The organism is Nitratireductor kimnyeongensis (genome assembly GCF_019891395.1).
GTDB classification, from domain to species: Bacteria; Pseudomonadota; Alphaproteobacteria; order Rhizobiales; family Rhizobiaceae; genus Nitratireductor; species Nitratireductor kimnyeongensis.
In genome coordinates this window covers 97,515-122,694 of the sequence record NZ_CP078144.1, presented here as the reverse complement: position 1 = coordinate 122,694, position 25,180 = coordinate 97,515, and the positions used below count along the sequence as shown (strand labels likewise).

The following is a 25,180-nucleotide window of genomic DNA, read 5'->3' as shown; positions in this document are numbered from 1 at the left end:
GGGGTCTGACGACATGATCAAGCGTCTTCTCATTGCCATTGTCCTGCTCGCAATCGTTGCGGGCGGCATAATCGGCTTCAACATGTTTCGCGATCAGGCGATCCAGCAATTCTTCGCCAACATGCCGGTTCCCACCGTCACTGTTTCGACCGTCGAGGCGGAGGAGGGGAAATGGACCCCGTCGATTGAGGCCATCGGCACGGTCAACGCCAATCAGGGTGTGGATCTGACAGTGGAGACCACCGGCATCGTCACCGATGTGCGCTTCGAGGCCAACCAGCAGATCAATGCCGGCGACGTGTTGCTTCAGCTGGAAGACAACATCCAGCAGGCCGACCTCAGCGCATCGCGCACCCAGGCCGCCCTCGACCAGCAATCCCTCGATCGTGCGCGCGAACTGCGCAACCGCGGCGTGAGCTCGGGCGTGTCGCTCGACAATGCGGAAGCGGCCGCACAGGCCTCCGCTGCCCAGGTGCAGCGCGCAGAAGCGGTGTTGCAGCAGCGCCAGCTGCGCGCGCCCTTCTCCGGCACGATCGGCATTCCGCGCGTCGACAAGGGCCAATATCTCTCGCCGGGAACGATCGTCGCCACGCTGCAGGACATCGAAACCATGCGCGCCGACTTCACCGTTCCCGAACAACAGCTCGGCAATCTGAAGATCGGCCAGCCCGTGCGCCTTTCGCTCAACAATGACAGCGAAGAGTTTGAAGGCGAGATCACCGGTATCGATCCGAAAGTCGATCCGTCGAGCCGCCTTGTCTCGGTGCGGGCGCGCATCGACAACACCTCCGGCAAGCTGACCCCCGGCCAGTTCGTTCAGGTGAAGGTCATTCTGCCTGAAGAGGACGGCGTGATCTCGCTGCCGCAGACAGCCGTCGTGACCAGCCTTTACGGCGACTATGTGTTTGCTGCACGCAAACCTGAAAACGCCGAGCAAGGCGAAGATGGTGATGAGAAGCTGGAAGCACGGCAGGTGTTCGTTCAGGTGGGCCGCCGCTCGGGCAGGCAGGTCGAGATCCGTTCTGGCCTCAAACCAGGCGACATCATCGTGACGGCCGGGCAGAACCGGCTTTCGAACGGCACGCCTGTCGCGATCGACAACACGATCAACCCCGGTGCACCGGCAACGTCCACGCCCGACGGCGCAATGGCGTCTGAATCCGATCAGGCTCCGGCCGGCGATGATTCCGAGACGGGAGAGGCGGCAGCCCAATGAGTTTTTCCGACATCTTTATCCGCAGGCCGGTCCTTTCGACCGTCCTCGGCCTGCTGATCCTGCTGCTTGGCTTTCAGGGTCTCTTCAACCTGCAGGTCCGTCAGTATCCGGAGGTCGAGGAGACGGTCATCACCGTCACGACCGTCTATCCCGGTGCAAGTGCCGATCTGATCCAGGGTTTCATCACGGCTCCCATTGCCCGTGCCGTGGCGACCACTGAGAATGTCGATTACGTCACCTCTCAGAGCCGGCCGTCGGCCAGCTCCGTGAGCGTGCAGATGCGCCTGGGTTCCGACCCCGACGTGGCTTTGACCGAGGTCATGTCGAAGGTACAGCAGGTGCGCAGCGAACTGCCCACCGATGCCAAGGACCCCACCATCGTCAAGGGCACGGGCATGCAATTCGCCACCATGTATCTGGCGATGCAGAATCCGAACATGTCGAGCGAGCAGCTCACCGAATATATCGAACGCGTCATTCGTCCGCGCATGTCGACCATTCCTGGCGTCGCCGAGGTGGAAATCATCGGCGCGGCCAATTATTCCATGCGCGTGTGGATCGACCCGGTTCGGCTGGCCGCGCGCGGGCTGACGGCAGCCGAAGCGCTGGCCGGCATCAAGGCGTCAAACTTCCTCGCCGCTCCCGGCAATACGGAAAACGAATATGTCGCCTATGCGATCTCGATGGAATCCACACTTCAGACCCCGGAAGCCTTTGGCGCTCTCCCGCTGAAGGCAACGGGCGATGATGTGGTGCGGCTGCGCGACGTGGCCGAAATCGAGCTGGCTGCCGAGAGCACCGACATGGTCGTCAGCTTCAACGGTCAGCCGGGCACGTTCATCGGTGTTTTCCCGACACCGGGCGCAAACCCGCTCGACATGGCCGGCGCCGTGACCGCGGAACTGCCGGAAATCCAGTCGAGCCTGCCCGAGGGCATGAGCATCGAGGTCCTTTACGACGCCACCGAGTCCATCAGCGCCTCCATCGAGGAGGTCTTCAAGACCATCATGGAAGCGGTGTTGATCGTTATCGTCATCATCCTTCTGTTCCTTGGCTCCTTCCGCTCGGTGCTGATGCCGATCGTGACGATCCCGCTTTCGCTGATCGGCGTTTGTTTCGTCCTGTTCGCGCTCGGTTATTCGATCAACCTTCTGTCGCTGCTTGCCATGGTTCTGGCGATCGGCCTCGTGGTGGATGATGCCATCGTGGTGGTGGAGAACATTCACCGCCACATCGAGGAAGGGCTTTCGCCGCGCAAGGCAGCCTTTGTCGGCATGAAGGAAATCACCGGCCCAGTTGTCGCGATGACGATCACGCTGGCAGCGGTGTTCGCGCCGCTGGCGTTTACAGGCGGATTGACGGGTTCGCTCTTCCGCGAATTCGCCATGACGCTCGCCGGCGCCGTGGTGATTTCCGGTGTCGTCGCGCTTACCATCACGCCGATGATGTCGGCCCGCATCCTCAAGGCAGGCAATCACAGCCGATTCCAGGTGATCGTCGACACGACGTTCGAGAGGCTTGCCAATCTGTATGAAAGACTGGTGAGCGGATCGCTGAAATACCGGCCGGTCACCCTGTTGATGGTACTGGTGCTGCTCGGTCTCACCGGGTTCATGTTCATGAACACGTCGAGTGAGCTGGCGCCGGAAGAAGACGGGGGCGCGCTCTTCTCGCTCGTCACCGCGCCATCCTATGCGACGACCGACTACACGACGCTCTACACATCGCAGATGCGTGAATTGACAAAGGACCTGCCGGAACTGAAGGCGAACTTCTCCATTGTCGGCTTTGGCGGACAGACCAATTCGGGCATCGCGCTCTGGGCCTTCAAGGACTGGGCCGATCGCGAAAGGTCGCAATCGGAAATCCAGCAGGATATCCAGGCGCGGCTTTCCAAGGTCGCCGGTGTCCAGGCGCTCGTCTTCGCGCCGCCTTCGCTGCCCGGCGCAGGTGGCGGCCTGCCTATCTCTCTCGTCGTCCAGTCGACCAGCCAGTCGGCGCGTGTGTTCGAAGTGGCCGAGCAGATCAAGGAAGAAGCGCAGGCTTCCGGCCGATTCATCGTGGTCCAGAACTCGCTCGCCTATAACGCGCAGCAGGTTGTGGTTACAGTGGACCGGGACCGGGCGGCAGCCCTCAATCTTCCTGTCTCCGATGTGGGCACGACACTCAGCCTGCTTGTCGGCAGCGGCTCCATCGCGCAGTTCGATCGCGATTCGAACAGCTACGACATCATCATGCAGGTGCCGCAGGAATATCGTGAGAATCCCGAACGGCTGGGCGATTTCTTCGTGCGCAGTGCCACGGGCGAGATGGTGCCGCTTTCGGCGGTCATCACCGTGTCGACGGATGTTTCCGCGGCAGCGATCGAGCAGTTCAACCAGTTGAACTCGGCAACGATCTCGGCCCTGCCGGTGCCCGGTGTTTCGACGGGCGACGGCCTTGCCGTGATCGAGGATATTGCCCGCAACACGATACCCGATGGCTTTTTCATCGAGTATTCGGGCCAGTCGCGCCTTGAAGTGGAGCAGGGCAACACGATCCTGATCGCCTTCACGCTCGCCGTGGTGGTGATCTATCTGGTGCTCGCGGCACAGTTCGAGAGCTTCCGTGACCCGCTCATCATCATGATGACGGTGCCACTATCGATCTTCGGCGCGATCCTGCCGCTCAATCTGGGTCTGTCGACGCTGAACATCTATACTCAGGTGGGTCTGATCACGCTCATAGGCCTGATCACCAAGCACGGCATCCTGATGGTCGAGTTCGCCAATCAGCAGCGCGAGGAGCACGGCATGTCGCGCTTCGAGGCGATTGTTGCCTCGGCCAAGGTGCGCCTGAGACCGATCCTCATGACCACGGCTGCCATGGCGCTCGGCGTCGTGCCGCTGATCATGGCGGCAGGCGCGGGTGCTGCGGCGCGCTATTCGATGGGTCTGGTCATCTTCACCGGTCTCATCATCGGCACCTCGTTCACCCTGTTCGTGGTTCCCATGTTCTATACCTTCATTTCGAAGGAGACATTGGAGCACGAAGAGGAAGACGATCATCCGAGCGCCCATCCGCGGGCCGCACCGGCCGGGGAATAAACCACAGAGAAACCCCGCTTCGGCGGGGTTTTTCGTGCGCGGTCATAATATGTTTTTCCCGGCAATCCGATTTGATCGTGGCCGGATGACACTTTCTCCCTTCTCGCCACATTCATCATGAGTGTGGCACCCGGGATGAACCCGGGGTCGGGCATTTCGAAACCCGAAAGGAAGGAGTTCCTCATGATACTACGCAACAGATTGCGCATGGCCGCAACCGCGGTTGCCGTAAGCGCCAGCGCGGCGATGCTTTCACCGGCACTGGCCCAGGACGCCGTTCCCTCGCCGTCACCGGCACCGCAGGCGCAAACCCAATCGTTCGACGACCAGAAGCTGGAGGCCTTCACGGTCGCCTTTCTCGCGGTCAGCGACGTGAAGGAGCAATATACCGAGCGCTTCCGCCAGGCGCCTTCCGACGATGAAAAACAGCAGGTGCAGGTCGAAGCGACCAAGCAGATGGAGCAGGCCGTCGATCAGACGGATGGGATCTCGGTGGATGAGTACAACCAGATCATCCAGACAGCCCAGACCGACGAGGCTCTGGCCCAGAAACTGAACGGCATGATCGGCGAAGCCGCCAAGACGCAGAATTGATGCGATCTCATGGAAAGGGGCGCAGTCAGGCGCCCTTTTCCAGTTCCTCGAACAGCGCCACCACGGCATCCCGGGCCACGGCAATGTGATAGCTCAGCGCGCCGCGCAACTCTTCGCCATCGCGCTTCCGCACGGCCTGCATGATGGGCTCATGGGTCTCTGCCATGCGCTGCGGATCGTCATAGATCTTGCCGATCAGCGTGATGCCGGCGCGCATTTCGGTCGCCAGCTCGTCATAGACGCGCAGGAGACGGGCATTCCCGCTTGCCTTGCAGAGCATGCGGTGGAAAGCAAAATCCTCGAAAATCTGTGTCTCGATCGAAGCCTGACCTGCGGTGCCGTACAAGCGGCCGAGTTGCGTCTCCAAAGCCGCAATGTCGGCGTCGGTTGCCCGCTCCACCGCAAGACTGGCCGCGTGCAGTTCAAGACCAATGCGCAATTCGTAGATGTCGCGCATCTCGGTGGCGCTGAAGGTGCGTACGAAAAAACCTCGGCGCGGGGAGAAGGTGACAAGACCCTGGCTTTCCAGAAGCCTGGCCGCCTCGCGAACAGGCGCGCGGCTGGTGCCGAACTGGCGTGACAGCTGAAGTTCCGTCAGCCGTTCTCCAGGCTTCAGATGCCCCGTGACAATCGCCTCGGTGATCTGCCGGGCGATCTGCGTCACCAGATCCATCGTGGACACTTCCGAAAACACGCTCACCGAATCGTTCCCAAGCCATTCCCTCAAGCACTCTGGCACATATTCAACCGTCGCAACAAAGCAGGTGCCGAACCACTATGACAGTCAGAATGCCGATTGTCGACAATTGACAGTCCGTCGGCGCTGTGCTTGCCTGTCTTTCAACAGACAGCTCTGAGGGGAGCTGCGCAAAATGAGACGAGCACCGTTTCAGGAAAAACGGTTGGCGCAAGGGAGATGTTGATGAACGTGCAATCCCAACCGGTGACCTCTGCCGATGCCGGTCAGCCGCGCGAACGGGTCGAACTGGCAGCGGCCTATCGGCTGATCGCGCATTATCATCTGGACGACAGCATCTTCACGCATATCTCGGCCCGCGCACCGGCGGAGGAGGGTGAACACGCCTTCCTGATCAACCCGTTCGGTCTGCGCTTCGACGAGGTGACGGCATCGAGCCTCGTCACCGTCGATATCAATGGCGACATCCTGCGCGACAATCATGGCGCCGGGATCAACAAGGCCGGCTTCACCATCCACAGCGCCGTCCATGCCGCCCGGCCCGATGTGCATTGCGTTTTGCACACCCACACGGTGGCGGGCGTTGCCATTTCCTCCATGGAGGAGGGCATCCTGCCGCTGAACCAGTGGTCGCTGCAGTTTCACAACCGCCTCGCCTTCCACGATTATGAGGGCATTGCGCTGGATCTGGGCGAGCGCGAGCGGCTTGTGGCCGATCTCGGCGACCGGAATGTCATGATCCTGCGAAATCACGGGCTTCTGACCTGCGGGCGCACGGTGGGCGAGGCCTTCGCGCTGATGTTCAACATGGAGCGTGCCTGCCGCGCGCAGCTCGCCATCATGTCGTCGGGCGGCAGGCAGATCCGCATTTCCGAGGACCTGGCCGAGAAAACGGCGCGCCAATATGAGGGTTGGGACACCCACCACACCGGCAACAAGCCCGACCCGCAATGGGAGGCCTTCCAGCGCCTCGCCATCAAGCACTATCCCGATCTCGTGGAGTGAGACCGAACTGAAGCAAAGCCAATTGTCCGGCAGGATCAAGGGAGAACGATCTTTCGCCGGGCGAACAACAAGGGGAACGAAAGCCATGCTGAAACGACTGACCACACTTGCCGCCGCCATGCTGGTGTCGACGGCGCTCCATGCAGAGCCCGTCTCGGGCGGGCGCGCCAATGTCGTGATCCAGCCCGAACCGCCAAGCCTGATGATGGGTCTGGTGCAGAACGGCCCGACACAGATGGTCGCGGGCCAGATCTATGAAAGCCTGCTGCGCTACGACGAGAAGCTGCAGCCCGTGCCGCAGCTCGCAAAGTCCTGGGAAGTTTCGGAAGACGGCCTGACTTATACGTTCAAGCTGCATGACAATGTCAAATGGCATGACGGCGAGCCGTTCACCTCTGCCGACGTGGTGTTTTCCGCCGATGTCTTCCTGCGAGAGACCCATGCGCGCCTGCGCACCTCGCTGGAGCACGTGGACTCCATCACCGCGCCCGACGACACCACGGTCGTCTTCCAGCTGAAACAGCCCTTCGGCCCCTTCCTCGGCATTTTCGAGGCCGGCACGATGCCGATGGTGCCCAAGCACATCTATGAAGGCACGGATTACAAGAACAATCCGGCCAACAACACGCCGATCGGCACCGGTCCGTTCAAGTTCACCGAATGGGTGAAGGGTTCGCACATCCTGCTCACCAAGTTCGAGGATTATTATGAAGACGGCAAACCCTATCTCGACGAGATCTACTGGCACGTGATCCCGGATGCGGCTTCGCGCGCGGTTGCCTATGAGACGGGCGTGGTGGACATCCTGCCCGGCGGCTCGGTGGAGAATTTCGACGTCCAGCGGATCACCGAGATGGACAACACCTGCGTGACCGACAAGGGCTGGGAATATTTCGGCCCGCTCTCGTGGATGTGGCTCAACAATCGCGAAGGCCCGACCGCCGACAAGCGCTTCCGCCAGGCGGTGATGTACGCCATGGACCGCAATTTCGCCCGCGATGCGCTGTGGAACGGCCTCGGCAAGGTTGCCAAAGGCCCGGTTTCCTCGTCGACGCGCTTCTTCACCGACGACGTGACCGCATACGACTACGACCCGGAGAAGGCGAAGGCCCTGCTCGAAGAGATGGGCTATGACGGCGAGACCGTGCGCCTGCTGCCGCTGCCCTATGGCGAGACCTGGCAGCGCTGGGCCGAGGCCGTGAAGCAGAATCTCGGTGAAGTGGGCATCAATGTCGAGATCGTCTCCACCGATGTGGCCGGCTGGAACCAGAAGCTGGCCGAGTGGGACTACGACATGGCCTTCACCTATCTCTACCAGTATGGCGATCCGGCGCTGGGCGTGGCCCGCACCTACATTTCCACGAACATTGCCAAGGGCTCGCAGTGGAACAATGTGGAAGGCTACGACAACAAGGAGGTCGACGATCTCTTTGCCAAGGCCGCGGTGGCGGTGACGGCGGAAGAGCGCCAGAAGCTCTACACCGAAGTGCAACAGAAACTGGTGGATGACGTGCCGGTGGCATGGCTGCTCGAACTCGGTTTCCCGACCATCTATCGCTGCAATGTGAAGGATCTCGTCACCACGGCCATCGGCGTGAATGACGGCTTCAAGGACGCCTATATCGAAAAATAGGCCAACAGCCTGACCCGGATGCGCGGGCAAATATCCCGCGCATCCCTGCCTTGGTTCTGATCCTGCAGGGGCCCGATGCTACGCTTCATACTCATGCGACTGGGCAAGGCGGCAATCATCCTGATTGCCATCCTGACGCTCAACTTCTTCCTGATCCATGCCGCGCCCGGCGACCCCGCCGCGGTGATGGCAGGCGAGGCGGGGGCCGCCGACGCGAAGTTCATCGCGCAGCTTCGCGAGCAATTCGGCCTGGACAAACCGCTGCTGACCCAGCTCGGGATTTACCTCAAGGGCGTGCTGCAGTTCGATCTCGGCTTTTCCTATCGCCAGCAAATGCCGGTGGCCGACCTGATCCTCGACCGGCTGCCCGCCACGCTGCTCCTGACCATGACGGCCTTCGTCATCTCGCTGCTGCTCGGCACGCTGGCCGGTGTTCTAGCCTCCGCGCGGGTGGGCAAATGGTCGGACACGGCGATCTCCACCCTGGCGCTGCTCTTCTACGCCACGCCGCTTTACTGGGCAGCACTGATGGCGGTGCTTCTGTTCTCCGTCTATTTCAACTGGCTGCCGGGTTTCGGCTATGAGACGGTGGGGGCGAACTACACGGGCTTTCGCCGCGCGCTCGACATCGGCCAGCATCTGATCCTGCCGGCCACCACGCTCGGCCTCTTCTTCATGGCGGTCTATATGCGCATGACGCGGGCCTCCATGCTCGAAGTCAGCCAGCTCGATTTCGTCAAGACGGCGCGGGCCAAGGGGCTGAAACCCGGCATCATCCAGCGCCGCCACATTTTCCGCAATGCCATGCTGCCGGTGGTGACGCTGGCCGGCCTTCAGGCGGGCCAGCTCGTGGGCGGCGCGGTGCTGACGGAGACCGTTTTCGCGTGGCCGGGCATCGGGCGTCTGATGTTCGAGGCGCTCGCCCAGCGCGACTACAATCTGCTTCTTGGCGTGTTCTTCGTGTCCGCCGCCATGGTGCTCCTGTTCAACCTTATCACCGACATTCTCTATCGGTTCGTTGACCCAAGAATCCGGGTGGCATGATGGCTGATTTCTGGAAACGCTTCTCCCGCAATCGTGGCGCCGTGATCGGCCTTGCGATCCTCGCCATCGTGGTTCTTGTTGCGCTGCTTGCGCCGCTGATCTTTCCGCAATCGCCGTGGCGCATGGTGCAGCGGCCCTTCCTGCCGCCGTTTTCCATGGATCAGTATCCGCTGGGCACCGACGCGCTTGGCCGAGACGTGATCTCCGGCCTTGCCTATGGGGCGCAGGTCTCGCTTCTGGTCGGTCTCGTCTCGACAGTCGCCGCCCTTTTGATCGGCATCCCCATCGGTGCGCTGGCCGGCTATTTCGGCGGTTGGGTGGACGACGCGCTGATGCGCTTTACCGAGTTCTTCCAGACCGTGCCGAGCTTTGCGCTCGCCATCGTTCTGGTGGCGATCTTCCAGCCCTCGATCGAATCGATCATTGCGGCAATCGCCATCGTGAGCTGGCCGCCCGTCGCCCGCCTCGTGCGCGGCGAGGTGCTTTCGCTGCGCTCGCGTGAATATGTGGAAGCGGCGATCCTTTCGGGCCAGACGAGCCTGACGATCATTCTGCGGCAGGTTCTGCCCAACACGATCTCGCCCATCATCGTGCTTGCCTCGCTGATGGTGGCAACGGCGATCCTTTTGGAATCCTCGCTCTCCTTCCTTGGGCTCGGCGACCCCAACCTCATGTCGTGGGGCTACATGATCGGCGCGGCGCGAACGGTGATCCGGCAGGCCTGGTGGCTTTCCTTCTTCCCCGGCGTTGCCATTCTACTCACCGTTCTGGCGCTGAACCTGATCGGCGAAGGGCTGAACGATGCGCTCAACCCGCGCCTTGCGCGGCGCGGCAAATAGGAGGGCGCGATGACAGAGCCCGTTCTCAAAATCAGGAACCTGAAGATCGCGCTGCCGGAGGGTGCCGACCGCGACTTTGCCGTCAACGATGTTTCCTATGATCTTCATGCCGGTGAAATTCTCTGCATTGTCGGAGAATCGGGTTCCGGCAAATCCATGTCGGCCAATGCGGCCATGGGGCTTCTGCCCGATCTGGTGCGACCGGTGGGCGGTGAAATCCTCTTCGAGGGCATGGATCTTCTAAAACTCTCGGAAACCGAGATGATGGACCTGCGCGGCAAGAAGATCGCCATGATCTTTCAGGAGCCCATGTCGGCGCTCAACCCGCTGATGCGGGTGGAAGACCAGATTGCCGAAGTTTTCGAGGCGCATGGTCTGCTGACACCGAAGGAACGCGCAGCGCGCGCCATCGAACTCCTGACGGAAGTGGGCATTCCCGAGCCGGAAAAGGCGGCGCGCGCCTATCCGTTCCAGCTGTCGGGCGGCCAGCGGCAGCGCGTGATGATCGCCATGGCGCTGGCGCTCGAACCGCGCATGCTGATCGCCGACGAGCCGACCACCGCGCTCGACGTGACCACGCAGGCGCAGATCCTGGAGCTGATCCGCAATCTGCAGGAAAAGCACGGCATGGCGGTGATGTTCATCACCCATGATTTCGGCGTCGTTGCCGAGATCGCCGACCGCGTGGCGGTGATGCAATATGGCAAGATCGTCGAGGCCGGCACCGCCGACGAGGTGTTGGACAATCCGCAGCATGAGTACACGCGGAAGCTGATCGCAGCGATCCCGAAGCTTGCCGCCGAGGCGAGCGAGGAGACGGTGGGAAAGACGCCGATCCTCGAAGTGGAAGGGCTCAACAAGACCTATGTGACCGGCGGCGGCCTGCTCTTTTCCAAGCCGCGTATCGTTCATGCGGTCAACGATGTGAACCTGACGCTCAGCGAAGGCGAGACGCTGGGCATTGTCGGCGAATCCGGCTCCGGCAAATCGAGCGTCGGGCGCTGCCTCGTGCGGCTGATGCAGCCCGATTCCGGCACGGTGAAGCTCGCCGGACACGACATGGCGCAGCTCTCCGGCGAGGCGCTGCGCGAGGCGCGCAAGTCGATCCAGATGATCTTTCAGGATCCCTATGCCTCGCTCAATCCACGCTCCAAGGTTGGCCGCATTATCGCCGAAGGGCCGATGGCGCACGGGGTTTCCAAGCAGGAAGCCTATGCGCGCGCGGTGAAACTTCTGGAACTGGTGGACCTCGATGCGCTCGCCATCGACCGTTATCCGCACGAGTTTTCCGGCGGGCAGCGCCAACGCATCGGCATTGCCCGCGCATTGGCCCTGGAGCCGCGCGTGATCATTGCCGATGAGGCGGTTTCGGCGCTGGACGTTTCCATTCAGGCGCAGGTGCTCGATTTGCTGGCGGAGCTGAAGGAGCGGCTCAATCTGGCGCTGATCTTCATCACCCACGATCTGCGGGTCGCCGCCCAGATCTGCGACCGCATCGCGGTGATGCAGAAGGGCAGGGTGGTCGAGATGGGACCGGCGCATGCCATCTTCAACAACCCTCAGAGCGATTACACGCGCACCCTGATCGAGGCCATTCCCGGCCGCGAGAAGGAGCTGGCGGCGGCGGGGTAACGCGGTGACAACTGGAGCTCACTTCAGCGCTGTGCGTGCCCATTCCCTCGCCCTTCGACAGGCTCAGGATGAGGGAAGGGGCATGGATAGGCTGGTGTCTGTAGTATCGCATATCCAAACGCTCGTGCATCCGCTGTTAGCCCTCATTCTGAGCTTGTCGAAGGGCGAGGGCGGGATGACGCGCGCCATCGCTCACCACTCTCAACACTAATCCGCAGGAACCACCAATTTGGACGAACAACTGGCACAGAAAATCCTCGCAGCCGTCGAGGAAGGCTTTGAGGAACAGATCGACTTTACCGAAGACCTGATCCGCTTTCCCTCGCTGCGCGGAAAGGAAAAGCCCGCACAGGAATTCGTTCACAAGGCGCTCGAAGCGCGCGGCTATGCGGTCGAAACCTTCCATATTGACGAAGACAAGATCAAGGATCATCCGGGCTTTTCGCCCGTTGCTGTCGATTATTCCGACGCGGTGAACGTGATCGCCACCCACACACCGCGCATGGAGAAAGGCCGGTCGCTGATCCTGAACGGTCATATGGATGTGGTGCCGGAAGGCCCGCACGACATGTGGGAGGTTTCGCCGCCCTATGAGCCAAAGCGCGAGGGCGACTGGCTCTATGGGCGCGGGGGCGGTGACATGAAGGCTGGCATCGCCGCCAACATTTTCGCACTCGACGCGCTGCGCCGCATCGGCCTGCAACCGGCAGCGAAAGTGCATGTGCAGAGCGTGGTGGAGGAAGAATGCACCGGCAATGGCGCACTCGCCTGTCTGGTGGAAGGCTATACGGCGGAGGCCGCCATCATCCCCGAGCCGGAAGACGAAATGCTGGTGCGCGCCAATACGGGCGTCTTGTGGTTCGAGGTGAATGTGTCGGGCCACCCGGTGCATGTGCGCGAGGCGGGCACGGGCGCCAACGCCATCGAGGCGAGCTTCCGCGTGATCGAAAGCCTGAAACGCCTGACCGCGGAATGGAACGCTGAAAAGGCGAGTTACCCCTATTTCGAGGAACTCGATCACCCGATCAATTTCAATGTCGGCAAGATCGAGGGTGGCGACTGGGCGTCGACCGTGGCGGCCTGGTGCAAGCTCTCCTGCCGCATCGCCATTTATCCCGGTGACGACCCGAAGGACCGGGCAGCGCAGATCGAGGCGCATCTGGCGCGTGAGCTGGCCGACGATCCCTTTCTTGGCAATCGCCCGCCGGAGGTGATCTGGAACGGGTTTTTCGCGCGCGGCTACGTGCTGGAAGAAGGCACGGACGCCGAAAAGGCGCTTGCCGAAGCGCACCGCGCGGCGACCGCGAGCGAACTGAAAAGCTTCGTGACGCCGGGCTATCTCGATGCGCGGGTCTTCGTGATCTATGCAGGCATGCCGTGTCTCGTCTATGGCCCGATAACCGAGAACATCCACGGGTTCGATGAGCGCGTGAGTCTTTCCTCCATCAAGCGGGTGACGGGGGCGATCGCACTTTTCATCGCCGACTGGTGCGGGGTGGAACCCATCGAGACCGAGGCTGCACATGGCTGACGGACGAGTGATCGAGGGCGTGTATCTGAGCGAGGTCTACGACCTGCATGAACTCTACGGACATGCCTTGGCACCGCATGCAGGCATGATCCGGCTGCGCCATCCGCATGAAATCGACAATCCGGAGGAAATCCGTTTTGCCCTCAGCTGGAGGCCGGCGGCTGATGCGTTTGACCCTTATCCGAATCTGCGGCTTGCGCATTCCATTGCGGCGGGTGTCGACAGCATCATCAACTGCCCAAGCCTGCCAAAGGACGCGCTGGTGGCGCGCGTGCGCGACCCGGATCAGGGCGACATGCTGGCAGGCTTCGCGGCATGGCATGTGATCTGGCATCACCGCAACATGCGCCACCATATCGTGCATGAGACAAAGCACGAATGGGCGCGGCTCATCCCCTCGACCATGAAGCCGCCGCGTGAAACACCGGTCGGCATTCTGGGTTTCGGCCTGATGGGACGCGCCATTGCCCGCGCGGTGACGGCGCTGGGCTTTCCGGTCGTTGCGGCGGCACGCACCACACCCAGGGAGACGATGCCGGGTGTGCGCTTTGAAAGCGCTGAGGGGGCGGCGCTCCGGGTTGCCGAGCAGGCTGCCATCCTCATCAACGTGTTGCCGCTGACGGGAGAGACGCGCGGCCTGCTTGATCTCGATTTCTTCAACCGGATGCCTGAGGGGGCCGCTCTCATTCAGCTTGGGCGGGGAGAACATCTGGTCGAGGCCGATCTTCTGCGTGCGCTCGACAGCGGACGCATCGCCTCTGCCTCGCTCGACGTTTTCGACGTGGAGCCATTGCCCAAAGAACACCCCTTCTGGGCGGATGAACGCATTCTCGTGACGCCGCATCAGGCGGGCGATTGCTCACCGCACCGGATGGCGGAACAGCTTGCCCGCGCTGCACAGGCCGTGGTGGCGGGAGACACACCGAAAACGGTGGTCGACAGATCCAACGGATATTGAAGGACGACAATGAAAGCCATTTTCGACGAACGCCAATTGCGGCACACGCCGGAGCGCTATTTCCGGCGCGGGGCCTATATGCCCCATCCTGAACAGGCTGAACGCGCGATCCTGATCCGCGACATGCTGATCAAAAACCAATTCCCCATCGAGAAACCCCGCGATTTCGGCGACGGGCCGATCAAGGCGGTGCACGATCCGGACTATGTGGATTTCTGGAAAGACGCCTATCAGCGCTGGCGCGCGGAGGCGCCGGATCAGGAGCCGATCCCCAATTGCCATCCCGGTCCGCGCCGGGGGCGGCCTTCCTCATCCGTTTTCGGCCAGCTTGGCTGGTGGGCGACCGACACGTCGGTTCCGCTGACGGAAGGCACATGGGATGCCGTCTACTGGTCGGCGCAGACCGCGCTTGAGACTGCCGAACGCGTGAAGGAAGGCGAACGCATGGTCTATGGCCTGTGCCGCCCGCCGGGGCACCATGCGCTTTCCAACGCGTCGAACGGGTTTTGTCTCTTCAACAATGCGGCCATCGCCGCGCAAAGCCTGCGCGAACGCTTTGGCAAGGTGGCGGTGCTCGACATCGACACGCATACGGGCAATGGCACGCTCGACATTTTTTATGATCGTGGGGATGTTTTTGTCTGCTCGCTGCACACGGACCCCGACCTCTATCCGACCTATTATCTGGGCTATGAGGACGAGCGCGGCGAGGGCGAAGGCGAGGGGGCGACGTTCAATCTCTGCCTGAAGCCCGGATCGGATACGGAAACGATCCTTGGCCGCTTCCGCGAGGGACTTGCGGCCATCACCGCCTTTGGCGCGGAGGCGCTGGTGATTTCGCTTGGGCTCGACATGGCGGCGGACGATCCGCTCTCGGAGGTGAAGCTCACGGGCGACGGCTTTGCCACCATGGCACGCGAGATCGCGGCTCTGGGACTGCCCACGGCGCTGATCCAGGAAGGCGGCTATCTGGGGCCGTCGCTTTCGAGAAATGCGGAGATCTTCCTCACTGCCAGCCGCGAGGCGCTGGCCGGCTGAGGCGGCTCAGAACATTATTGCACGCTTTGCGGATCGGGGGCTGGCTGAACCGGGGTGACCGGCCTTGCCAGCGCCCGCTCACGGAACACGATGTAAAGCCCGGCACCCATGGTGATGGCGATGCCAAGGGCCGCCAGCCCATTGGGCAGATCGCGGAAGACGAGCCAGCCAATGACCGTGGCGAAGGGGATCTCCAGATACTGGATCGGCGCCACGGTGGCCGAAGGCGCAAAGCGCAGCGACCATGTCATCAGGAGATGGCCGAACGTGCCGAAGAAGCCGGACGCGACCAACAGCAGCATTTCCCGCAGATCGGGTTGCACCATGCGCAATTGCGGCAGGTCGAGCCCGAGATTGACGAAAGCCAGCGCGCCGAAGCCGATCATGGCATAGATGCCGCTCACCACCTGAAGCGCGATGGGATCGGCATCGCGCGAGATCTGCCGCGTCACCAGCATGTAGCCGGAGAAGGCGACCGCCACGAGCAGCGGCAGAAGGGCTGGCGCACCGACGGTGAGGAAGCTTGGCTGAACGACCAGCATGGTGCCGACGAAGCCGACCGAACAGGCGGCAAGCCGCCTTGGGCCCACATCCTCGCCCAGAAAGAACTTGCCGAAGGCCAGCATGATGAAGGGCATGACGAAGGCGATGGCGACAGCATCGGCCAGCGGCAGATAGCGCAGCGACATGAACATCGCGCCGATGCCGGCAATGTGGAGAGCCGTGCGCAACACGGTGAGCCGCATGACGCGGGGAGAAAGAAGCAGCGACTTGCCGCTCCACCACACGACCGGCAGGAGAAACACCACCTGCGCGGCGAAACGCACAACCAGGAGCTCGAAGAGCGGAATGGTCTCGCCCAACAGTTTCGCGATCGAGTCGCCCAGAGGGGCAACCGCGCAAAACCCGATCATCAAGAGGATGCCGACAAGCGGCCGGTCGTTTGACATTGCGCGACCCTATGGAGCGAAGCCGAAGCGCGCAATGTCACATGGCGGCGAAACGGTACGGCCAGCGACGGAAATCCTGCGCTGGCCGGTTTCGCCTCAAGCGGCCTGTGCCTGCGGGCCGGTCTGGGGCTGGTAGGTACGGCCGAAACGGTTGGCCAGAAAATCCTCAAGCGCGATGTCTTCCTGCTGGACAAAGCCCTTGGACGGAAGCTTGCCGTTGGCGAGCAGGTCGAGCACGGTGCAGATGCCGGCGGCGGTCGTTTTCTGGATTGCGCTGCGCGCATTCGGGCCGGCCGGATCGGCAAACACGCTGTTGGCATAGCTTTCCTGCACCAGCCGGCCGTTCTTCAGTCCGGTGATGGTGACGAAGATCACCACCACATCCTGCATGGTGGTGGGCAGCGCGTGTTCGAAAATCTCTTTCAGAAGATCGCGGCGTTCGCTCAGGCGCAGATCGTTCAAGAGCATCTTCATAATCGAGGCATGACCCGGATAGCGGATCGTGCGGTAGTTGAGATTGCGCACGCGACCTTTGAGCGATTCGCAGATGGAGCCGAGCCCGCCGGAGGTGTTGAACGCCTCGTAGCGCACGCCATCGAGCGAGAACTCCTCATGCCCCTCAAGCGGCGCGACTTCCTTCATCTCGCCATCGACAATGGCTTCGCAGGGCTCACAATACTCGTTGATAACGCCTTCAGGCGACCAGGTGAGATTGTAGTTGAGCGCATTGGCCGGAAACTGCGGCAGCGCGCCGACGCGCATGCGCACATCGTTGAGCGTGTCAAAACGCTTGGCGAGCGAATTGGCGGCGATGGTGATGAAGCCCGGCGCAAGCCCGCATTGCGGGATGAAGGCCGTGCCTGCAGAGGCGGCGATTTCCTTCACGCGGCGCGTGCTTTTCACATCCTCGGTCAGGTCGAGATAGTGAACGCCGGCCTCGGCAGCCGCCTCGGCGATCGGTACGGTCAGATTGTAGGGGGCTGCGTTCAACAGGGCGAACTTGCCCTTGAGCACGGCAGCCAGCGCCTTCGTGTCTGAAAGGTCGACTTCCACGCCGGAAATCTGCTTGTGAGAAGAGAGGCCAGCGAGCTGTTCCGCCGATCGGTCGGCGACGGTGACCGTGTAATCGCCCGAGGCGACCAGCATGTCTGCGATGGCGGCCCCAATGCGCCCGGCTCCGGTGACAACGATTTCTTTCATCCCGCTCCCTTTCGAATTTATCTGGCGATTCTGCCTGGATGTTTGTCCAGTCTGGCTTTGATCGACGTTGAATCGAAGTATCAATCCGGGTAATTTCACTCACGATTTTATGCATATCGACGAATGGAATGAGCAATATGACGACATCAGACGCAGACCGGTCGGTGATTGCGCTCTTGCGTGAGAATGCGCGCATGCCTGTGTCGGAGATTGCCCGGCGGCTGGGCGTCTCGCGCTCCACCGCGCAGAGCCGGCTGGAGCGGCTTGAGCGCAGCGGAACGATTGCCGGCTATATGGTGCGGCTTTCGGGCGAATATGATGCAGCACAAATCCGCGCGCATCTTCTCGTGACGGTGTCGCCAAAGCTTTCCGGCGATGTGATTACGGCGATGGAGAAGATGAGCGCCGTGCGCACGGTTCACTCGGTGAGCGGGTCGTTCGACATGATCATCATCGTCGAAGCGCCTTCGGTGGCCGAACTCGACACGGTGATCGACACGATCGGCGCGCTGAAGGGCGTCGACCGGACGATGAGCTCGATCGTCCTGTCGACACGGATCGACCGGTAGACGCAGTCCTCAGTCGACGGCCATCCGCGCCGCGCCGCGCCTGCGGGCAATCTCATAGGCGATGGCGCCGAACACGGTGATCGCGATCATGATAAGCGCCAGCGCGTTGACGGCGGGCGTCAGCCCCGTGCGCACCTTGGTGGCGATGTAGACCGTGAGCGGCGTGTCGAACCCGCGCACGAAGAGCGTGGTGTTGTAGTTTTCGATGGACTGGAGAACGGCAAGAAAGCCGGCAGCGATGAGCGCCGGTTTCAGAAAGGGCAGAAGCACGCGGCGAAAGACCATGAATTTCGATGCGCCAAGGCCAAGGGCCGCTTCTTCCTGTGTGGGATCGAAGCGCTGGAGGCGCGCCGTGATCATCAGCATCACATAGCAGATGATGAAGCTTGCCTGCGCGACCACGATCAGGAACACACCGCCGCCAACGCCAAGCTGCCGCCACAGGACCAGCGTGGCGATGCCGATGACCACGCCGGGCGTGAGCAGCGGCGACACCATGACCGCATACATGAAGCTGCGGGCGCGCGCATGCAGGCTGGTGAGAACGAGAGCCGCCGCCGTGCCGATGGGCAGGACGGTGATGACCACGAAGAAGGCGACGACGAAGGAGGTCCAGAGCGACTGCCACATGCCGCCATCGCTCCACAGCGCGTCGAACCATTGCAGCGTCGTGCCGCGCCACGGCGTTACCGTGGGGAAGCGGCTGGTGTTGAACGTGGCGATGCCCATGATGGCGAGCGGCGCGAAGAGATAAAGAAAGAACGCCACCATGTAGAAGCCGAACAGGGCGCGTGCGATGCGGTCGGCGGCACTCATTTAGCCACCTCCGTCAGGCTCACGCGGGCAATGCGCAGCGTGACGAGCACCACTGCAAGGCACAGAACCAGAAGAACCAGCGCGTAGGCAGCGCCGCGGTTCCAGTCGCCGCCCTCGAAGAACCAGTTGTAGATGATTTCGGTGAACCAGCGGCTGCCCGGTGCGCCGAGAAGGGCAGGGGCCACATAGCTGCCGGCGGCGAGCATGAAGGTGAAGACGCAGCCCGTGGCGATGCCCGCCTTGGCGTGCGGGATGACCACCCGCCAGTGAATGCGCCAGGTGGAGGCGCCGAGGTCGCGCGCGGCCTCGATCTGCGATTTGTCGAGCGATTCAATGGCGTTGTAGATCGGGAACAGCATGAACAGGATGTAGGCATAGGTCATGCCGGCCAGAACACCGCCATCGCCATACCAGCGCACCGGTTCGTCGATGACGCCGAGCGAAAGCAGGAAGGCATTCAGCGGGCCGCGAAACGCGAGCAGGATATACCAAGCGAGCGTGCGCAAGACCTCGTTGATCCAGAACGGTATGGTGAGGGCCAGAAGCACCACCGCCGTCTGGTTCACCGTCGCGTGCTGGGCAAGCCAGAACGCCATGGGATAGCACACCAGAAAGGTGATGAAGGCGACAAGCGCGCTCGCCCACACGGTCTTGAAAAAGATCGCGCGGTGAACGCCCTCATTGGCGAGATAGAGAATGTTGTCGAGCGAATAGACATCGTTCGGCCCGCCAAGCTGCGACGGCGGAAGATTGGGCCGCAGCGCATAGTCGATCATCATGACATTGGGCGCGAGCACCATGCCGGCAAGCCATGCGCCGACCAGCGCCAGAAACAGCGTGCCAAGCCCGCCGCCGAAACGTCGATACAGATCAGACATCGGGCAGCACCACCGCATTCGCGCTTTCAAAGCCGAAGCCGGATTTTTCGCCGATGGCGGGAGCCGTGGCGAGCTCGGTGCTGGCGATGGAGGCCACCAGCGGTGTGCCGTCTTCGGCAACGCCATGCGCGAGCGCAAAAGCGCCCTCGAAATCGATGCGCTCGATGGTGGCGGCAAGGCGGTTTACACCACCTTTCGGCTTCAACGCTTCAGGCCGCACATAGAGCTTTGCCGCCACGCCGCCCGAAAGGCCGTCACCGGCGCGGCCAGTCAGCGTGCCATGGGCGGTTTCCACCGTGGCGATGCCGTTGTCGATGCCCTTGACCGTGCAGGAGAGCGCGTTGGTCTCGCCAACGAAGGTGGCGACGAAGGGTGTGGCCGGATTGTCGTAAAGCTCGCGTGGCGCGCCCACCTGCTGCACCACGCCGGCGCTCATCACCGCCACGCGGTCCGACATGGCGAGCGCCTCGGACTGGTCGTGCGTGATGTAGATGAAGGTGACGCCGGTGCGCTTTTGAAGAGCGCGAAGCTCGGCGCGCATGTGCTGGCGCAGCTTCAAATCGAGCGCGGACAAGGGTTCGTCGAGCAGAAGCACCTGCGGCTCGACCGCGAGCGCGCGGGCAATGGCGACGCGCTGGCGCTGGCCGCCGGAAAGTTCGCCCGGCATGCGGTCGCCAAAACCATCCAGAGCGATCAACTTCAGGAGTTCGTCGGCCTTCTTGCGGCGCTCGGTCTTGGAGACGCCACGCGCCTCAAGCCCGAAGGCGATGTTTTCCCACACGGGCATCAGCGGGAAGAGCGCAAGCGACTGGAAGATCATCGCCGTGGGGCGCTGGTTGGGACCGAGCGGTGTCATGTCCTTTTCGCCGATCAGGATGCGGCCTTCGGTCGGGTTCAGGAAACCGGCGATGACGCGCAGAAGCGTGGTCTTGCCGCAGCCGGATGGCCCGAGAATGGAGAAGAATTCCCCACCTTCAACCGTGAAGGAGACATCGTCCACGGCACGGGTGGTGCCGAATGTAACGCCGACATGATCGAGCTCTACGGAATGTGACATGGGCCTCCAATGTTTCCCGATGTTTGGTAGCGCGCAGGTCGCTGCGGCTCGCCTGCATTTCCATGCAAAGATCGGCGCCCGCCCCTCATCCTCACCTTCTCCCCGCTCGCGGGGAGAAGGGGGCATAGAGGTTTCCACTTCTTCCTTCTCCCCGTAGGCGGGGAGAAGGTGCCGGCAGGCGGATGAGGGGCAAACGCCATCATCTGTTGTTTAGCGCGCCTCAGGCCGAAAGGAAGCGGTCCTGATATTCGTTGCGCTTGGCAACGAACCAGCTTTCCTGGATCGGCCACCACCAGAGTTTCTCCAGCGCATCGCCCGGATAGGCGGCGGCGAAGAAGGCCTTGGCATCGTCGGACGTCATGTCGGCGGCACCCACGGCGGTGGAGTTGATCGAGGTCGCGTTGGTGTACATGGCGCCGGCTTCCGGCGTCAGGAACCAGTTGATGAAGGCATAAGCCTGATCGAGGTTTTCGGCACCCTTCGGGATCGCGACACCTTCCATCCATGCCAGCGCGCCTTCCTTCGGCGCGATGAAACCGATGGGGAGGCCTTCCTTGGCGAGTGCTGCAGCGGTTGAATCCCAGGTCTGGCCGATGGCGCAGCCATTGACGCGGAAGGCACCCTGCGCCTCGTTCTCGTTGGACCAGAACTGCGCGATGTTGGCCTTGCGGGCAATCGCTTCCTCGAGGATCACGTCATAGATCTTGACCATGTTCTCTTCGGACTTGAAGGCATCCGCCATCGGCATGGGCAGCTTGCCCTCGCCTTCGAGCCAGAGGCCCAGGCCAACGAGACCCGAATGGCCGCGCACGGTGGCCTTGCTCTTCATTTCCGGCTTCCAGATGTCGCCATAGGATGCGGTGCCATATTCGAGCGGCGCCTGATCCTTGTCGAAGGAAACGGCTTCCGTGCCCCAGTCGGTGGGCACCTGATAGCGCTTGCCGTCGATCACCGCGCCAAGATTGGCGGAGTTCGTCCAGGCGCTCGGCAGGCAGTTGTCGACATTGACCTTGCTCTCGTCGATGGGCTGCACGAGCTCGAACTCGACATAGTTGGGCACGCGGTCGACCGTCGGCCAGATGATGTCGAACCCGCCGCCATTGTTGGCGCGAAGCTGGTTCAAGAGCTCGTCATTGGTGCCGTAGGGCGTGTAGTTTGCCTTGATGCCGGTCTCTTTTTCGAAAGCCGCGAGCATCTCGTCGTTCAGATAACCGGCCCAGGCAAAGATGTTCACCGAGCCGGAAGAACCCTGCGCATAGCTGCGCGAAATGAACGGCACGGCAAGCGAAAGGCCGGCCATCGAGGCAGCGCCCTTGATGAAGTTGCGGCGTTTGATCAATGTCATGGAAAGCACTCCCCTGATTTCTGCGTTGAGATCGCAGGCGTTATTCCTGCATTGTTACAGCGCGATGACCGGGCGGCAACAAAAAACGTAGCTCCCGACTTTCCCTGTTGAATGTGTTTTGCGTCGGCAATGCTTCTCCCGATGTTTGCCATTTCGCGATTTTCGGGGTCTGGCCCATTTGATCCATGTCAAAAGACTGATTGTATGAAGAACCACGGCCCGCACCGGGGTCTGATCAGGGAGGGGAGACAGAATGCGACTTCAGGAAAAGCGGATATTGATATCGGCAGCGGCACAGGGCATCGGACGGGCCAGCGCTCTGGCCTGCGCGGCGGAAGGCGCGACGGTAACCGCCGTTGATATCAATGAGGAAGGGCTGGCATCGCTGGCCACGGAGAACCCCGCGATCCGGACCCACAGGCTGGATGTGCGCGAGCGCGGTGCAATCGATGCGCTGGCCGACAAGATCGGTCCGCTCGACGGGCTCTTCAATTGTGCGGGCTTCGTTCATCACGGCACCATTCTCGACGTTTCGGAGGAGGACTGGGCGTTCAGCATGGATCTCAACGTGACCTCCATGTATCGAATGACGCAGGCTTTCCTGCCCGGCATGCTGGAGCGGGCGGGAGAGGCGGGCAGCGTCTCCGTTCTCAACATGGCCTCGATGGCCTCTTCCATCAAAGGCTTCGTCAACCGGGCGGTCTATGGCGCGACCAAGGCAGCCGTGATCGGACTGACCAAGTCGATCGCCGCCGACTTCGTGACACAGGGTGTGCGCTGCAATGCGCTTTGTCCCGGCACGGTCGACACGCCCTCGCTGCGCGGCCGCATCGCCTCGGCCGCCGATCCGGTACAGGCAGAGAAAGATTTCATCGCGCGCCAGCCCATGGGGCGGCTCGCCACGGTCAACGACATGACTCCGATGATTTTGTATCTCCTTTCGGATGAAAGCCGTTTTGTCACCGGGCAGGCTATGCTCGTCGATGGCGGCGTGACGATCTAAGGATCACCATAGGCGCACCGATGCATCTTTCTGGAGGAACCTCATGCTGCGTGGTATCGACCCCATTCTATCACCTGAACTCCTGCGTATCCTGCGCGCCATGGGCCATGGCGACGAGATCGTCATCGCGGATGCAAATTTCCCTGGTGAGGCCAGCGCACGCGAATTCGTGCGGCTGGACGGCATTGACGCGACGCGCGTGCTCAAGGCCGTGTTGAGTGTGATGCCGCTCGATTCCTTTGTCGATGATCCGGCCATTACCATGCAGATGGTCGATGACCCCGATGGTATCCCGCCGGTGGTTGCTGAATTTCAGGCGGTGATCAACAAGATCGCCGACAATCCCGCTGAGATCCGGCCACTGGAGCGTTTCGCCTTTTATGACCGCGCCCGCGAGGCATTCGCAGTGATCCAGACGGGCGAGCGCCGTTTCTATGGCAATGTGATCCTGAAGAAAGGTGTCCTGCCACCGGAACAGGGCTGAACCGTCAGGCTCTTCCATAGATCGTCGTCGGATTTCACTGCACGGTTCCGGCCAATTCACATGCGCCCATCCTTGATCTGCATGGTGCTCCCCACAGTCGTCCGCAGGAAAAGGCGCGACCTCTCCTTGTCCGAGGCCGCGCTCTAAGCGCTTCGCGGTTCGTCATGGGAATGTGGGTGTACAAACTTGCGCTGCTGTTATGTTATGATATTACATACCAAGCATCAGCCAGAGGAGCCACCCATGCCCAACCAGGACAACCGCCTGCCCGTCACCGTTCTTTCCGGTTTTCTGGGGGCAGGGAAGACGACTCTCCTGAACAATGTGCTCAACAACAGGTCCGGGCGGCGTGCCGCGGTAATTGTCAACGACATGTCGGAAGTGAACATAGACGCCGATCTGGTGCGCGAGGGCGGGGCCAATCTCTCCCAGACCGACGAGAAACTGGTGGAAATGACCAATGGCTGCATCTGCTGCACGCTGCGCGACGATCTTTTGAAAGAGGTTCGGCGTCTGGCGGCGGAGGGACGGTTCGATTATCTCCTGATCGAATCCACGGGCGTCTCCGAGCCGCTGCCTGTGGCCGCCACGTTCGAGTTCCGCGATGAAAAAGGCATGAGCCTTTCCGATGTTGCGCGGCTCGACACGATGGTGACCGTGGTCGATACGGTGAACCTTCTGGAGGACTATGCAAGCCACGATTTCCTGCGCGACCGGGGTGAGGTTGCGGGCGAGGGGGACGAGCGCACGCTGGTGGACCTCCTGGTCGATCAGATCGAGTTTGCCGATGTGGTGATCCTCAACAAGGTGAGCGATGCCGGCCCTGAGCGGCTTGATGCCGCGCGCAAGATCGTCACCGCGCTCAATCCCGATGCGCAGATCATAGAGACGAACCATTCGCATGTTGCGCCAGAGCGCATCTTCGATACGGGGTTGTTCGATTTCGAGGCGGCGCATCAGCATCCGCTCTGGGCCAAGGAGCTCTATGGCTTCGCCGACCATGTGCCGGAGACGGAGGAATATGGCGTTTCCTCGTTTGTCTACCGCGCGCGGCGTCCCTTCCATCCGCAGAAAGTGCATACGGTGCTGAATGCGCCTCTGCCGGGCGTGATCCGCGCGAAGGGGCATTTCTGGGTGGCGACGCGGCCCGACTGGGTGGCGGAGTTCAGCCTCGCCGGTGCGTTATCCAGCGTGAAGCCGCTCGGCACCTGGTGGGCCGCCGTGCCGCGCGAGCGCTGGCCGAACCACCCGGAAGCGAAAGCCTTCATGGACCGCTACTGGAGCGAACCCTATGGGGACCGGCGGCAGGAGCTGGTCTTCATAGGTTCCGGCATGGACCGCGAACGCATCACCGCCGCGCTGGACGCTGCTCTGGTTGGCAGCGCGACGCGGTTTGATCCTGCAGAATTCCTTGCGCTGGCGGACCCTTTCCCGCGCTGGCAGCGGGCACAGGCCGCCTGAGGCGCGGTGTGCTTGCCTTCTCCCCCGCCCTTCGACAAGCTCAGGGTGAGGGAAAAGGCAGGGAAAACCTGGCACAAGTGTCAACGCAGAAGGCATCCCACACAGCCCTCATCCTGAGCGTGTCGAAGGACGGGGGCGGGATGA

General features: G+C 61.9%; 22 protein-coding genes. 15 read left to right on the top strand and 7 right to left on the bottom strand.

All coding sequences use genetic code 11. The features are described 5' to 3' along the window. The first annotated feature begins 13 nt into the window (after positions 1-13). The 3 genes from KW403_RS18630 to KW403_RS18620 all read left to right on the top strand — a co-directional run bounded on the left by KW403_RS18630 (position 14) and on the right by KW403_RS18620 (position 4,896). On the top strand, positions 14-1,216 hold the full coding sequence (locus KW403_RS18630; RefSeq protein ID WP_223022738.1) for an efflux RND transporter periplasmic adaptor subunit: 1,203 nt from the start codon (positions 14-16) through the stop codon (positions 1,214-1,216). Then, entirely contained in the window at positions 1,213-4,302 is a 3,090-nt protein-coding gene (locus tag KW403_RS18625; protein ID WP_223022737.1) for an efflux RND transporter permease subunit, read from the top strand. The genes KW403_RS18630 and KW403_RS18625 overlap by 4 nt, the downstream gene beginning before the upstream one ends. 183 nt (positions 4,303-4,485) lie before the next feature. After that, entirely contained in the window at positions 4,486-4,896 is a 411-nt protein-coding gene (locus KW403_RS18620) for a DUF4168 domain-containing protein (protein WP_223022736.1), read from the top strand. Between the two features lie 25 nt (positions 4,897-4,921). Here KW403_RS18620 and KW403_RS18615 read toward each other — a convergent pair whose 3' ends face one another. After that, a complete protein-coding gene (locus tag KW403_RS18615) occupies positions 4,922-5,596 on the bottom strand; it encodes a GntR family transcriptional regulator (protein ID WP_223022735.1) in 675 nt (224 codons plus the stop codon). Between the two features lie 222 nt (positions 5,597-5,818). On the opposite strand from KW403_RS18615, the gene KW403_RS18610 reads away from it, so the two are divergent. The 8 genes from KW403_RS18610 (at position 5,819) to KW403_RS18575 (ending at position 15,273) form a co-directional block, all read left to right on the top strand. Further along, on the top strand, positions 5,819-6,598 hold the full coding sequence (locus tag KW403_RS18610) for a class II aldolase/adducin family protein (protein WP_223022734.1): 780 nt from the start codon (positions 5,819-5,821) through the stop codon (positions 6,596-6,598). A gap of 85 nt (positions 6,599-6,683) precedes the next feature. Beyond that, positions 6,684-8,231, top strand: coding sequence for an ABC transporter substrate-binding protein (locus KW403_RS18605; protein ID WP_223022733.1), 1,548 nt, complete (start codon positions 6,684-6,686; stop codon positions 8,229-8,231). A gap of 75 nt (positions 8,232-8,306) precedes the next feature. Further along, positions 8,307-9,275, top strand: a complete 969-nt coding sequence (locus KW403_RS18600) for an ABC transporter permease (RefSeq protein WP_007007294.1) — start codon at positions 8,307-8,309, stop codon at positions 9,273-9,275. After that, the gene (locus KW403_RS18595) at positions 9,275-10,114 is read left to right on the top strand and encodes an ABC transporter permease (RefSeq protein WP_223022862.1); all 840 of its coding nucleotides are present in this window, start codon (positions 9,275-9,277) and stop codon (positions 10,112-10,114) included. The genes KW403_RS18600 and KW403_RS18595 overlap by 1 nt, the downstream gene beginning before the upstream one ends. Positions 10,115-10,123: 9 nt before the next feature. Next, a complete protein-coding gene (locus KW403_RS18590; RefSeq protein ID WP_223022732.1) occupies positions 10,124-11,746 on the top strand; it encodes an ABC transporter ATP-binding protein in 1,623 nt (540 codons plus the stop codon). Positions 11,747-11,975: 229 nt separating this feature from the next. Then, positions 11,976-13,277: an ArgE/DapE family deacylase gene (locus tag KW403_RS18585; protein ID WP_223022731.1), complete on the top strand. Its 1,302-nt coding sequence runs from the start codon at positions 11,976-11,978 to the stop codon at positions 13,275-13,277. Beyond that, entirely contained in the window at positions 13,270-14,235 is a 966-nt protein-coding gene (locus tag KW403_RS18580; protein ID WP_223022730.1) for an NAD(P)-dependent oxidoreductase, read from the top strand. The genes KW403_RS18585 and KW403_RS18580 overlap by 8 nt, the downstream gene beginning before the upstream one ends. A 9-nt stretch (positions 14,236-14,244) precedes the next feature. Then, a complete protein-coding gene (locus KW403_RS18575) occupies positions 14,245-15,273 on the top strand; it encodes a histone deacetylase family protein (RefSeq protein ID WP_223022729.1) in 1,029 nt (342 codons plus the stop codon). A gap of 14 nt (positions 15,274-15,287) precedes the next feature. On the opposite strand, the gene KW403_RS18570 is transcribed toward KW403_RS18575, so the two are convergent. Both KW403_RS18570 and KW403_RS18565 read right to left on the bottom strand, forming a co-directional pair. Then, positions 15,288-16,223 carry a DMT family transporter gene (locus KW403_RS18570; protein ID WP_223022728.1) on the bottom strand — a complete coding sequence of 312 codons (936 nt, stop codon included), beginning with the start codon at positions 16,221-16,223 and terminating at the stop codon, positions 15,288-15,290. A 96-nt stretch (positions 16,224-16,319) separates the two neighbouring features. Continuing rightward, the gene (locus KW403_RS18565; RefSeq protein ID WP_223022727.1) at positions 16,320-17,423 is read right to left on the bottom strand and encodes a saccharopine dehydrogenase family protein; all 1,104 of its coding nucleotides are present in this window, start codon (positions 17,421-17,423) and stop codon (positions 16,320-16,322) included. 137 nt (positions 17,424-17,560) lie between these two features. Between KW403_RS18565 and KW403_RS18560 the strand changes: the two genes are divergently transcribed. Next, positions 17,561-17,992, top strand: coding sequence for an Lrp/AsnC family transcriptional regulator (locus tag KW403_RS18560; protein ID WP_378597131.1), 432 nt, complete (start codon positions 17,561-17,563; stop codon positions 17,990-17,992). Positions 17,993-18,001: 9 nt separating this feature from the next. Here the strand turns inward: KW403_RS18560 and KW403_RS18555 are convergent, their stop codons facing one another. The 4 genes from KW403_RS18555 to KW403_RS18540 form a co-directional block, all read right to left on the bottom strand. Further along, the gene (locus tag KW403_RS18555) at positions 18,002-18,808 is read right to left on the bottom strand and encodes an ABC transporter permease (RefSeq protein ID WP_223022725.1); all 807 of its coding nucleotides are present in this window, start codon (positions 18,806-18,808) and stop codon (positions 18,002-18,004) included. Continuing rightward, positions 18,805-19,686, bottom strand: a complete 882-nt coding sequence (locus KW403_RS18550; RefSeq protein WP_223022724.1) for an ABC transporter permease — start codon at positions 19,684-19,686, stop codon at positions 18,805-18,807. The genes KW403_RS18555 and KW403_RS18550 overlap by 4 nt, the downstream gene beginning before the upstream one ends. Then, positions 19,679-20,743 carry an ABC transporter ATP-binding protein gene (locus KW403_RS18545; protein ID WP_223022723.1) on the bottom strand — a complete coding sequence of 355 codons (1,065 nt, stop codon included), beginning with the start codon at positions 20,741-20,743 and terminating at the stop codon, positions 19,679-19,681. Before KW403_RS18545 ends, KW403_RS18550 begins: the two co-directional genes overlap by 8 nt. A 220-nt stretch (positions 20,744-20,963) precedes the next feature. Next, complete coding sequence (locus tag KW403_RS18540) at positions 20,964-22,088, bottom strand: extracellular solute-binding protein (RefSeq protein WP_223022722.1); 1,125 nt, start codon at positions 22,086-22,088, stop codon at positions 20,964-20,966. A gap of 253 nt (positions 22,089-22,341) precedes the next feature. Between KW403_RS18540 and KW403_RS18535 the strand changes: the two genes are divergently transcribed. The 3 genes from KW403_RS18535 (at position 22,342) to KW403_RS18525 (ending at position 25,036) form a co-directional block, all read left to right on the top strand. Beyond that, the gene (locus KW403_RS18535) at positions 22,342-23,091 is read left to right on the top strand and encodes an SDR family oxidoreductase (protein WP_223022721.1); all 750 of its coding nucleotides are present in this window, start codon (positions 22,342-22,344) and stop codon (positions 23,089-23,091) included. Positions 23,092-23,134: 43 nt separating this feature from the next. Beyond that, positions 23,135-23,575, top strand: coding sequence for an RbsD/FucU family protein (locus KW403_RS18530; RefSeq protein ID WP_223022720.1), 441 nt, complete (start codon positions 23,135-23,137; stop codon positions 23,573-23,575). A gap of 243 nt (positions 23,576-23,818) precedes the next feature. Next, a complete protein-coding gene (locus KW403_RS18525) occupies positions 23,819-25,036 on the top strand; it encodes a GTP-binding protein (RefSeq protein WP_223022719.1) in 1,218 nt (405 codons plus the stop codon). Positions 25,037-25,180 lie beyond the last annotated feature (144 nt).

Excerpts from the sequence above, each read along its gene's own strand:
- KW403_RS18570 (WP_223022728.1), bottom strand. The coding sequence starts at position 16,223 with ATGTCAAACGACCGGCCGCTTGTCGGCATCCTCTTGATGATCGGGTTT.
- KW403_RS18565 (WP_223022727.1), bottom strand. The coding sequence starts at position 17,423 with ATGAAAGAAATCGTTGTCACCGGAGCCGGGCGCATTGGGGCCGCCATC.
- KW403_RS18525 (WP_223022719.1), top strand. The coding sequence starts at position 23,819 with ATGCCCAACCAGGACAACCGCCTGCCCGTCACCGTTCTTTCCGGTTTT.
- KW403_RS18605 (WP_223022733.1), top strand. The coding sequence starts at position 6,684 with ATGCTGAAACGACTGACCACACTTGCCGCCGCCATGCTGGTGTCGACG.
- KW403_RS18530 (WP_223022720.1), top strand. The coding sequence starts at position 23,135 with ATGCTGCGTGGTATCGACCCCATTCTATCACCTGAACTCCTGCGTATC.
- KW403_RS18545 (WP_223022723.1), bottom strand. The coding sequence starts at position 20,743 with ATGTCACATTCCGTAGAGCTCGATCATGTCGGCGTTACATTCGGCACC.
- KW403_RS18560 (WP_378597131.1), top strand. The coding sequence starts at position 17,561 with ATGACGACATCAGACGCAGACCGGTCGGTGATTGCGCTCTTGCGTGAG.
- KW403_RS18580 (WP_223022730.1), top strand. The coding sequence starts at position 13,270 with ATGGCTGACGGACGAGTGATCGAGGGCGTGTATCTGAGCGAGGTCTAC.
- KW403_RS18600 (WP_007007294.1), top strand. The coding sequence starts at position 8,307 with ATGCTACGCTTCATACTCATGCGACTGGGCAAGGCGGCAATCATCCTG.
- KW403_RS18610 (WP_223022734.1), top strand. The coding sequence starts at position 5,819 with ATGAACGTGCAATCCCAACCGGTGACCTCTGCCGATGCCGGTCAGCCG.
- KW403_RS18550 (WP_223022724.1), bottom strand. The coding sequence starts at position 19,686 with ATGTCTGATCTGTATCGACGTTTCGGCGGCGGGCTTGGCACGCTGTTT.
- KW403_RS18625 (WP_223022737.1), top strand. The coding sequence starts at position 1,213 with ATGAGTTTTTCCGACATCTTTATCCGCAGGCCGGTCCTTTCGACCGTC.
- KW403_RS18540 (WP_223022722.1), bottom strand. The coding sequence starts at position 22,088 with ATGACATTGATCAAACGCCGCAACTTCATCAAGGGCGCTGCCTCGATG.
- KW403_RS18575 (WP_223022729.1), top strand. The coding sequence starts at position 14,245 with ATGAAAGCCATTTTCGACGAACGCCAATTGCGGCACACGCCGGAGCGC.
- KW403_RS18590 (WP_223022732.1), top strand. The coding sequence starts at position 10,124 with ATGACAGAGCCCGTTCTCAAAATCAGGAACCTGAAGATCGCGCTGCCG.
- KW403_RS18630 (WP_223022738.1), top strand. The coding sequence starts at position 14 with ATGATCAAGCGTCTTCTCATTGCCATTGTCCTGCTCGCAATCGTTGCG.
- KW403_RS18620 (WP_223022736.1), top strand. The coding sequence starts at position 4,486 with ATGATACTACGCAACAGATTGCGCATGGCCGCAACCGCGGTTGCCGTA.
- KW403_RS18555 (WP_223022725.1), bottom strand. The coding sequence starts at position 18,808 with ATGAGTGCCGCCGACCGCATCGCACGCGCCCTGTTCGGCTTCTACATG.
- KW403_RS18595 (WP_223022862.1), top strand. The coding sequence starts at position 9,275 with ATGGCTGATTTCTGGAAACGCTTCTCCCGCAATCGTGGCGCCGTGATC.
- KW403_RS18535 (WP_223022721.1), top strand. The coding sequence starts at position 22,342 with ATGCGACTTCAGGAAAAGCGGATATTGATATCGGCAGCGGCACAGGGC.